Raw genomic sequence first — 7,707 nt, 5'->3', positions numbered from 1 at the left:
AGGAAGATTGCTAACCAAAACAACTGCGATCAAGTAATAGTTATAACTAACTCTAAAGCGGCTGATTGCTTTATGCACATTTATAATGCTGACGGCAGCGAAGTTGAAATGTGCGGAAACGCAGCACGTTGCGTTGGATATTTGATAATGTCAGAAAAAAGCACTGAGTATGCAACTATCGAGTTAATAAACGAGCGCATTTTAGAGTGCTTCAAGATGGGTGGTAGGTCCATAAAGGTCAATATGGGTAAACCACTATTTAAATGGCATGAAATTCCTTTGTTCATTGAATGTAACACTCTTTGCTTACCTATAGAGGTTGAAATGCTAAGGGATCCAGTTGCAGTAAATATTGGCAATCCTCACATAGTTTTTTTTGTTGATAACATAGGTGAGATACCGTTGCAAAACTTAGGACCAAGATTGGAAAACCACGTATTATTTCCCAAGAAAGTGAATGTTAGCATTGCAAAAATTGAAAAGTGTGGAGAAATAAACTTAAGAGTTTGGGAAAGGGGTACAGGTATCACTGCTTCATGTGGTAGCGCAGCTTGCGCAGCATTTGTTGCGTCCGTACTTCGTAAATATTTGACTGCTAAACAAACTTCTGTAAATTCGCCGGGGGGAAATTTACTAGTTGAATGGGCAGACGATGTATTTATAACTGGTAATGTAGGGTTTCTATAGCAATATTCTAAACTTGATTCATTACTTTCAAAACTTTTTTACCAATTGCTGCAGGAGTTTCTGCAATTACAATACCAGCACTCCTCATAACCTCCAGCTTTGCATCAGCACTCCCTCCACTAGAAGAAATAATCGCTCCAGCGTGTCCCATGCGTCTTCCTGGAGGTGCTGTTTGACCAGCTACAAATCCAACAATTGGCTTTTTAGTTTTTTCTGTCTTCACAAAATGTGATACATCCTCTTCTTCGTTTCCGCCTATTTCACCAATGACTACAATACCATAGGTATCTTCATCTTTTAAAAACAGTTCCATACAATCAACAAACGTCATACCATGAACAGGATCCCCTCCAATTCCTATACACGTTGACTGACCAAGGCCAACAGCAGTTGTTTGCGCTACTGCTTCATAAGTTAAAGTTCCGGAACGAGACATGATCCCTATATGTCCACGCTTGTGAATATGTCCTGGCATAATTCCTATTTTACATTCTTCAGGTGTAATAACCCCCGGACAGTTGGGACCAATCAATCGACTTTTTGAACTAATAAGCGCATGCTTGACTTTTACCATGTTAAGTATGGGAATGCCTTCTGTAATACAAACTATCAGCTCTATTTTCGCGTCTATTGCTTCTAATATTGCATCAGCAGCAAACTTAGCAGGCACATATATCACTGTGGCATTTGCATCAGTTTTTTCTTTGGCTTCTACTACAGTATTAAAGACCGGTAAATTAAGGTGAGAGCTTCCACCCTTGCCAGGAGTTACACCACCAACCATTTTTGTTCCGTAGCTAATTGCTTGCTCTGAGTGGAATGTACCCTGTGTGCCGGTAAAACCCTGGCATATTAATCTTGTGTCTTTGCTTACTAAAATGGACATGATTTATTTTACCTCTTTTAATATTTTCTGTGCAGCTTCATCAAGTTCATCTGCAGCAATAATATTTAATCCTGACTCTTCTAAGATTCTTTTTCCTTCTTCAAAATTAGTACCTGATAACCTAACCACTAAAGGAACTTTTATACTCATTTCTTTTGCAGCCTCAACGATGCCACTTGCAATGATGTCGCAGCGCATTATACCACCAAATATGTTGACTAAAATCCCTTTTACGTTACTGTCAGACAATATAATTTTAAACGCTTCGGTGACAGTCTCTTTACTTGCTCCACCGCCAACATCCAAAAAGTTGGCAGGTTCTGCTCCGTAGTATTTTATTATATCCATTGTTGCCATAGCAAGACCTGCACCGTTTACCATGCAACCAATGCTGCCATCCATTTTAATATAACTGAACCCACGTTTTGAAGCTTCTATTTCTTCTTTTACTTCTTCATCATAATCACGAAGTTCCACAATCTCCGAATGACGGTATAAAGCGTTATCATCGAAATTGATTTTAGCATCAAGCGCAATAAAATCCCCAGAATTTGTTTCGACTAGTGGATTAATCTCTATTTGGCTTGCATCAGTTGCAATAAATGCATCATATATGTTTTTTGCAATGTTTGTTATTTTTTTTATTTGTTCTGAACTCAGATTAAAACCATTGCTTAATTTGCTGCTATCAAAACTTGTAAAACCAGCAGTATAATCAATATCAAATTTTACAATTTTTGTAGGAGAATTTTTTGCAACTCTTTCAATATCCATTCCACCTTCTGAGGAAAATATAAATGTTGGTCTACTGAGCTTGGGATCAACTACTAGGCTTAAATAATACTCTTTCTTAATGCTTGAGCCTTCCTCAATGTATACTCTCTTTACTTGCTGCCCTTTTGGGCCTGTTTGGTGAGTAATTAAAGTCATGCCAAGCATAGACTTTACAAACTGCTTAGCTTCTTCAGCCGACTTTGCCAGTCTTACACCACCAGCTTTGCCTCTGCCACCTGCGTGAATTTGAGCTTTAACCACAAGCACGTCAGACTTTAACTGATCCATTTGAGTCTCTACTTCTTCTGCAGATGTAGTAACAAAACCCTTTGGAACTGGAACATTAAATTTGCGCAAAATCTCTTTCGCTTGATATTCGTGAATATTCATAAAACAACCAATGATAAACTATTAAAAACTACCAACCATAACGCTGTCTTCTACTCTCTTGTTGACGCCTCTTTTTTTTAGCTTCAGCTTTCTTTTTAGCTCTCTTTTCTGATTTCTTTTCATGGTATTGCTTTTTCATTTTTACCCCTCTTCCTTCTTTTTGAATTGTTTTTTTCAATACTGGAAAAGCCCTATCTACATCACCATAATGAACTGATACTTCAATCAAACTTTATACCTCCTCTAGTAGTTATCTCAAAAATCTACTTATAGGTTAGAAAATTAACATTGTCAATTATTTTATAAACTTAGCTGTAATACAAAAGGGATATCTTCAAAAAGGCTTAACTATTAAAAGCGTTGGAGCCTCTTAATTTGCTATGCAACAAAATCATCTCATGCACCATAATAGCGAAGTAGTGTCGTATCAGTTGAAGTTCTTATTGCTCACAGTATTTTTTTGTTGTTGACTCTGCTGCTTATACATAGCTTCAAAATCTATAGGGTCTAGCATAAGTGGAGGAAATCCACCACTACTTGTAACTCTTGCAATTATTTCTCTCGCAAAAGGGAAGAGAAAAGTAGGCCCACCAATAAATAAAGCTTGCCTTATCTCTTCTACACTTAACTCTGCAAAGTTTCCTATTGAAAAAACACCACAATATTTCGTTTCACAAATGAAAGCAATACCATCTTTTATGTTCTCATCTTTTACTGTTGCTTTGGCTTCTATATGCAAAGTAATTTCATGAAAAGATTTTCCTTCATTCCTTCCTTCCTCACCTTCAGCTCCTTCCAATCTCACTGAATTGATATTAACCATTACATTAATACCTGGGGCTTCTTTTGCAGAGAGAAATGGTGAATTCGGATTTTCAAACGATAGATCTTTAATGTATTGGCCATGAATTTTCATTTTGTGTTGTGACATTTTTTAGTCTCCTTACAATTAAGTTGAAGTATTTAACACTTTTTTGTACAATATAACCATTTATAGATTAATAGCAAACCTAAATTGCGATTGGTATAGGATAAGCCATTTTTATTAATAACTAATAATGTTCAGGTACTTTATATGCTAGGGAGTTGAGTTACTATGATAGAGCTCGTAATATATGCTTTATTAGCGGCATTCGTTTTTTTACGGTTGTACAATTCTTTAGGGAAATCAACAAACCTCAACCTAAAAAAACTGACTAGTGCACTTGATATAAGCCAAAGTAGAGAAGATGTAGTAGAAAACATTGAAGATTACATCAGTAGCAACGACAAAAATTCAATAAAAGCTACTTATGAGCAAATATTACAAAAAAATAAAGATTTCTCTGTTTCCCATTTTATGGAAGGTTCAGGCATAGCTTTCGAATTAATAATAAAGTATTTCAATCAAGGAAATCTGTCCCAGTTAAAACCTCTTTTGGATAAAGACTTATACAACAATTTTGTAGAAAAGATCAGGCACCGTAAAGAGATACAAGAATCTATAATTGTTTCTATTGTTTTACAAAAGGTTTTAGAAATAAAACTAGTAAAAAATGTAGTGTTTATTACAGTATATTTCCTTTCAGAGCAGATTAACTTTGTTAAGGATGACAAGGGAGATGTTATATCAGGTAGCACATCCATTATCAATAAAGTTGAGGATGTTTGGCAATTCAAGAAAAATATTACTTCATCAAATCCAAGCTGGTTACTTACTTCCATAAACTATAAAAAGGCAGATGATGGTAAAACGAACGTAAAGTATGAATAATTCTATTTAACATGGAAAATAAATTACGCGAAATAGTACTTGATACTGAAACTACTGGTCTGGATATCGAATCTGGTCACCGGATTATTGAAATAGGATGTGTGGAACTAATTAACCGCGTCCCGACAGGTAAAGTATTTCATCGGTATATCAATCCAGAAAGAGGTATACCTTACCACTCATTTAAGATTCACGGCATTAGTGAAGAATTTTTAGAAGATAAACCATTATTTTCAGATATTGCATTAGAATTTCTTGACTTTATATCTAGCGATATTTTGATAATTCATAACGCTGAATTTGATATTAAGTTCCTTAATATGGAGTTGGGTAAATTGGGTGCTGGATTAATCTCTTCAGACAGAGTGCTGGATACATTGCCACTTACGAGAAAAAAATTTGCAGGGTCACCTGCATCTTTAAGTGCATTATGTAAGCGTTTTGATATATCGCTGGAGGATAGGGAATTACACGGAGCACTAATTGACGCTCAGTTACTTGCAAAAGTATATGTTGAACTCACAGGAGGGTTACAAACTTTCTTGTTTGATAATCAATGTGAGCAGGATAACAACTCCACAGCCATTCAGCACAAAGTACGTAACTTAGCTCGTAGGGAACATTCACCAAGTAATGAAGAAGTTAATGAACATAGAAAGCTGTTGGATAAAATTAACAATCCACTTTGGAAGAAATTTATTGAATGGGCAAACAAATGAAGATACAATTTAATTTTACTATGTGCTCTCTAAATGCTAAAGTTTGTAAGGTTATTGTCTAGTATAGTAATAACATTAGCAGCCATTTTTCTTGGTTATTGTTATTTCAATAAAAAAGGCATATTTGCTCCAGCGATGGTTCACAACGCAGAAGTCAAGATAGGAGGAGATTTTTCTTTAATTAATCAAGATGGACAGATCATACGTAGTATTGATTTTAAAGATAAATATATGATGATTTTCTTCGGATTTTCTTCATGTAAGAAGATTTGCCCTATGAATCTTGGAATAATCTCAGAAACACTTGCAAAGCTAGATGAGAAGACTCATAACAAGCTACAAACGTTTTTTATAACAGTTGACCCTGAACACGATAGCACGGAAAAACTTAAAGAATTTCACCAGCAATTTGATCATAGGATACAAATGCTGACCGGTGAGAGAGAGAAAATAGACGAAATAATTGCAAATTATAAAGTATATGCCAGTAAAGTTGGTAGGGAAGAGAAAATTAACCATTCTTCAATAATATATCTTATTGGCCCTGGAGGAAAGTATGTTACACATTTTGCAGCTGATCTAAATTCGGATGAAAGTCAATCTGATAAGATCGCAGCTGAGATCAAAAAATATGTAAGTGAGCTATAGGCTTGTCACATCTGTTTTGCATTGAATGGATGTCATTTCTGCCTGGCTAAGCTCAAGGTGTTCGTTCAACAAAGTGTGAGATAGGTGCGAAGTTTCTTCTATGATGTTCTGTAATACCATGGAAGTTTATAGAGTCTATATGCTCTTTTGTCCCATATCCTTTATTTTTATACCAATTATATTCTGGATGTTGATCATGCAACTCTTGCATCAGCTTATCTCTTGTCACTTTTGCAATAATTGAAGCGGCTGCAATTGATATACTCAAACTATCACCGTTTACTATGGACCTCACCTGCCATTTTATTTTAGGTGGTTGATTACCATCAACCAGAACATAATCTAATTCTAGACCTAAGTTTGTCAATGCACGTTGCATTGAAAGTTTCGTTGCTTGTAAAATGTTGTATGAATTTATTTCTTCAACACTTGCCGTTCCTATACCAAATTTTGCAACAGACGTTATCCTTTCATATAGAACTTGCCTGTTTTTAGCAGTCAACTTTTTTGAATCATTAATTCCTTCAATGATTATATTCCTATTGGTAAGTACTACTGCTGCAGACATTACAGGACCAGCTAGCGAACCCCTTCCAACTTCGTCTACTCCTGCTATCACTCCTGATAATTTGTTTTCTAATGTGAAATCTGGGTATGACATAGGTTTTTATAACAAGAAAGCTACAGTAAAAATTGAACAGGTGATGGCAATTATCCAAAATTTCATAACTATTTCATTTTCTGACCATCCTTTCTTTTCAAAATGGTGGTGTATTGGCACCATAAGAAAAATCCTCCTTCCCTTCCCATACTTAAACTTTGTATATTTAAAATATGATACCTGGATAATTACAGATAGTGTTTCTATTACAAAAATTATTCCAATAACAGCAAAAAGCACTTCCCTTTTAATGAGAACGCTGATTAGTCCCAAAACTGCACCGATTGATAAACTGCCAACATCACCCATAAATATCTTTGCCGGGTGCATGTTAAACCACAAGAAACTTAAAATTGCTCCTACAAATGCAATACAGAATAAAGTAATGTTCACGTTTGCTTGAGTTATATATGCAACTAGTCCTAAAGAAGCAAAAGAAGTGATAACTTGAGTTGCAGCAAGGCCGTCTAGACCATCTGTAATATTTACAGCGTTAGAAGAGCCGACAATCACAAATGCAGCAAACGGAACATATAGGTAACCAAAGTCGATCGTTATTCCTTTAACTAGAAACGTCTTTGCAACGTCTTCAGCAAAATACAGCTTAAATATGGACATACCAATCAGAGTAACAACAAATTGGATAAGTGTTTTAGTTTTTGCGCTTAAACCTTGATGGTTATTTGCTTTTAATTTTAGATAATCGTCAATAAATCCAATCAGAGCAAAAAACAGGGTTATAAACACCAACAATAGAATCTCTGGCGTTAATTGAGTCCAAAGTAGAATTGGTAGTAAAGAAGAAATCAGTATTACTATCCCACCCATGGTAGGGGTATTTTTTTTTGTCATTAAATGGCTTTCTGGTCCACATAACCTGATTGGCTGTCCATTTTTGCATACTTTTTTTAGAAGTTTTATAAAATGAGGAGAGAGAATAAATCCAAGAATAAACGAGGTGAAAAATATTTTTATAGATGAAATCACCTATCTATTTATATTAACCAATTGAGTATTATATCAGATACTCACAAATATCATAGCATAGAGGATTTGGCGCAGTCATTAGAATAACCTGGATTTTAAGTATTGGTGTTTTTTGTAATGCTGTTGCTCTTAAATCGCACTAATCTAAACATTAAAAATTTTACCAAGTAGAAAAAAGGCAAAAGAAACCCTAGTCGGTATT

General features: G+C 35.1%; 10 protein-coding genes. 4 read left to right on the top strand and 6 right to left on the bottom strand.

Annotated features, from left to right (window positions below; all coding sequences use genetic code 11):
• On the top strand, positions 1-687 hold a 687-nt coding region (gene dapF / locus IHO13_RS03725), incomplete at its 5' end, for a diaminopimelate epimerase (protein WP_225538335.1).
• Between the two features lie 7 nt (positions 688-694).
• On the opposite strand, the gene sucD is transcribed toward dapF, so the two are convergent.
• The 4 genes from sucD to secB all read right to left on the bottom strand — a co-directional run bounded on the left by sucD (position 695) and on the right by secB (position 3,668).
• Positions 695-1,573 (bottom strand): succinate--CoA ligase subunit alpha, encoded by an 879-nt coding sequence (gene sucD, locus IHO13_RS03720; RefSeq protein WP_225538334.1) that lies wholly within the window; start codon positions 1,571-1,573, stop codon positions 695-697.
• A gap of 3 nt (positions 1,574-1,576) precedes the next feature.
• Positions 1,577-2,737 (bottom strand): ADP-forming succinate--CoA ligase subunit beta, encoded by a 1,161-nt coding sequence (sucC, locus tag IHO13_RS03715; protein WP_225538333.1) that lies wholly within the window; start codon positions 2,735-2,737, stop codon positions 1,577-1,579.
• A gap of 28 nt (positions 2,738-2,765) precedes the next feature.
• Positions 2,766-2,966, bottom strand: coding sequence for a 30S ribosomal protein S21 (gene rpsU, locus IHO13_RS03710; RefSeq protein ID WP_041045577.1), 201 nt, complete (start codon positions 2,964-2,966; stop codon positions 2,766-2,768).
• A 198-nt stretch (positions 2,967-3,164) separates the two neighbouring features.
• On the bottom strand, positions 3,165-3,668 hold the full coding sequence (gene secB, locus IHO13_RS03705; protein WP_225538332.1) for a protein-export chaperone SecB: 504 nt from the start codon (positions 3,666-3,668) through the stop codon (positions 3,165-3,167).
• A gap of 165 nt (positions 3,669-3,833) precedes the next feature.
• Here secB and IHO13_RS03700 point away from each other — a divergent pair, with 165 nt between their 5' ends.
• From IHO13_RS03700 to IHO13_RS03690, 3 genes are read left to right on the top strand one after another with little or no spacing between them, the layout of a single operon-like run.
• A complete protein-coding gene (locus tag IHO13_RS03700; protein WP_225538331.1) occupies positions 3,834-4,490 on the top strand; it encodes a Tim44/TimA family putative adaptor protein in 657 nt (218 codons plus the stop codon).
• A gap of 11 nt (positions 4,491-4,501) precedes the next feature.
• On the top strand, positions 4,502-5,209 hold the full coding sequence (gene dnaQ / locus IHO13_RS03695; protein WP_225538330.1) for a DNA polymerase III subunit epsilon: 708 nt from the start codon (positions 4,502-4,504) through the stop codon (positions 5,207-5,209).
• Between the two features lie 33 nt (positions 5,210-5,242).
• Positions 5,243-5,857, top strand: coding sequence for an SCO family protein (locus IHO13_RS03690; protein ID WP_225538329.1), 615 nt, complete (start codon positions 5,243-5,245; stop codon positions 5,855-5,857).
• A gap of 52 nt (positions 5,858-5,909) precedes the next feature.
• Here the strand turns inward: IHO13_RS03690 and IHO13_RS03685 are convergent, their stop codons facing one another.
• Both IHO13_RS03685 and mraY read right to left on the bottom strand, forming a co-directional pair.
• Entirely contained in the window at positions 5,910-6,518 is a 609-nt protein-coding gene (locus tag IHO13_RS03685) for a ribonuclease HII (protein ID WP_225538328.1), read from the bottom strand.
• A gap of 6 nt (positions 6,519-6,524) precedes the next feature.
• The gene (gene mraY / locus IHO13_RS03680; protein ID WP_225538327.1) at positions 6,525-7,505 is read right to left on the bottom strand and encodes a phospho-N-acetylmuramoyl-pentapeptide-transferase; all 981 of its coding nucleotides are present in this window, start codon (positions 7,503-7,505) and stop codon (positions 6,525-6,527) included.
• Between the last annotated feature and the right edge of the window lie 202 nt (positions 7,506-7,707).

The organism is Wolbachia endosymbiont of Mansonella perstans, assembly GCF_020278605.1.
Lineage (GTDB): Bacteria > Pseudomonadota > Alphaproteobacteria > Rickettsiales > Anaplasmataceae > Wolbachia.
Note: the sequence above shows the minus strand (reverse complement) of the source record. Positions and strands in the feature narration are given on the sequence as shown.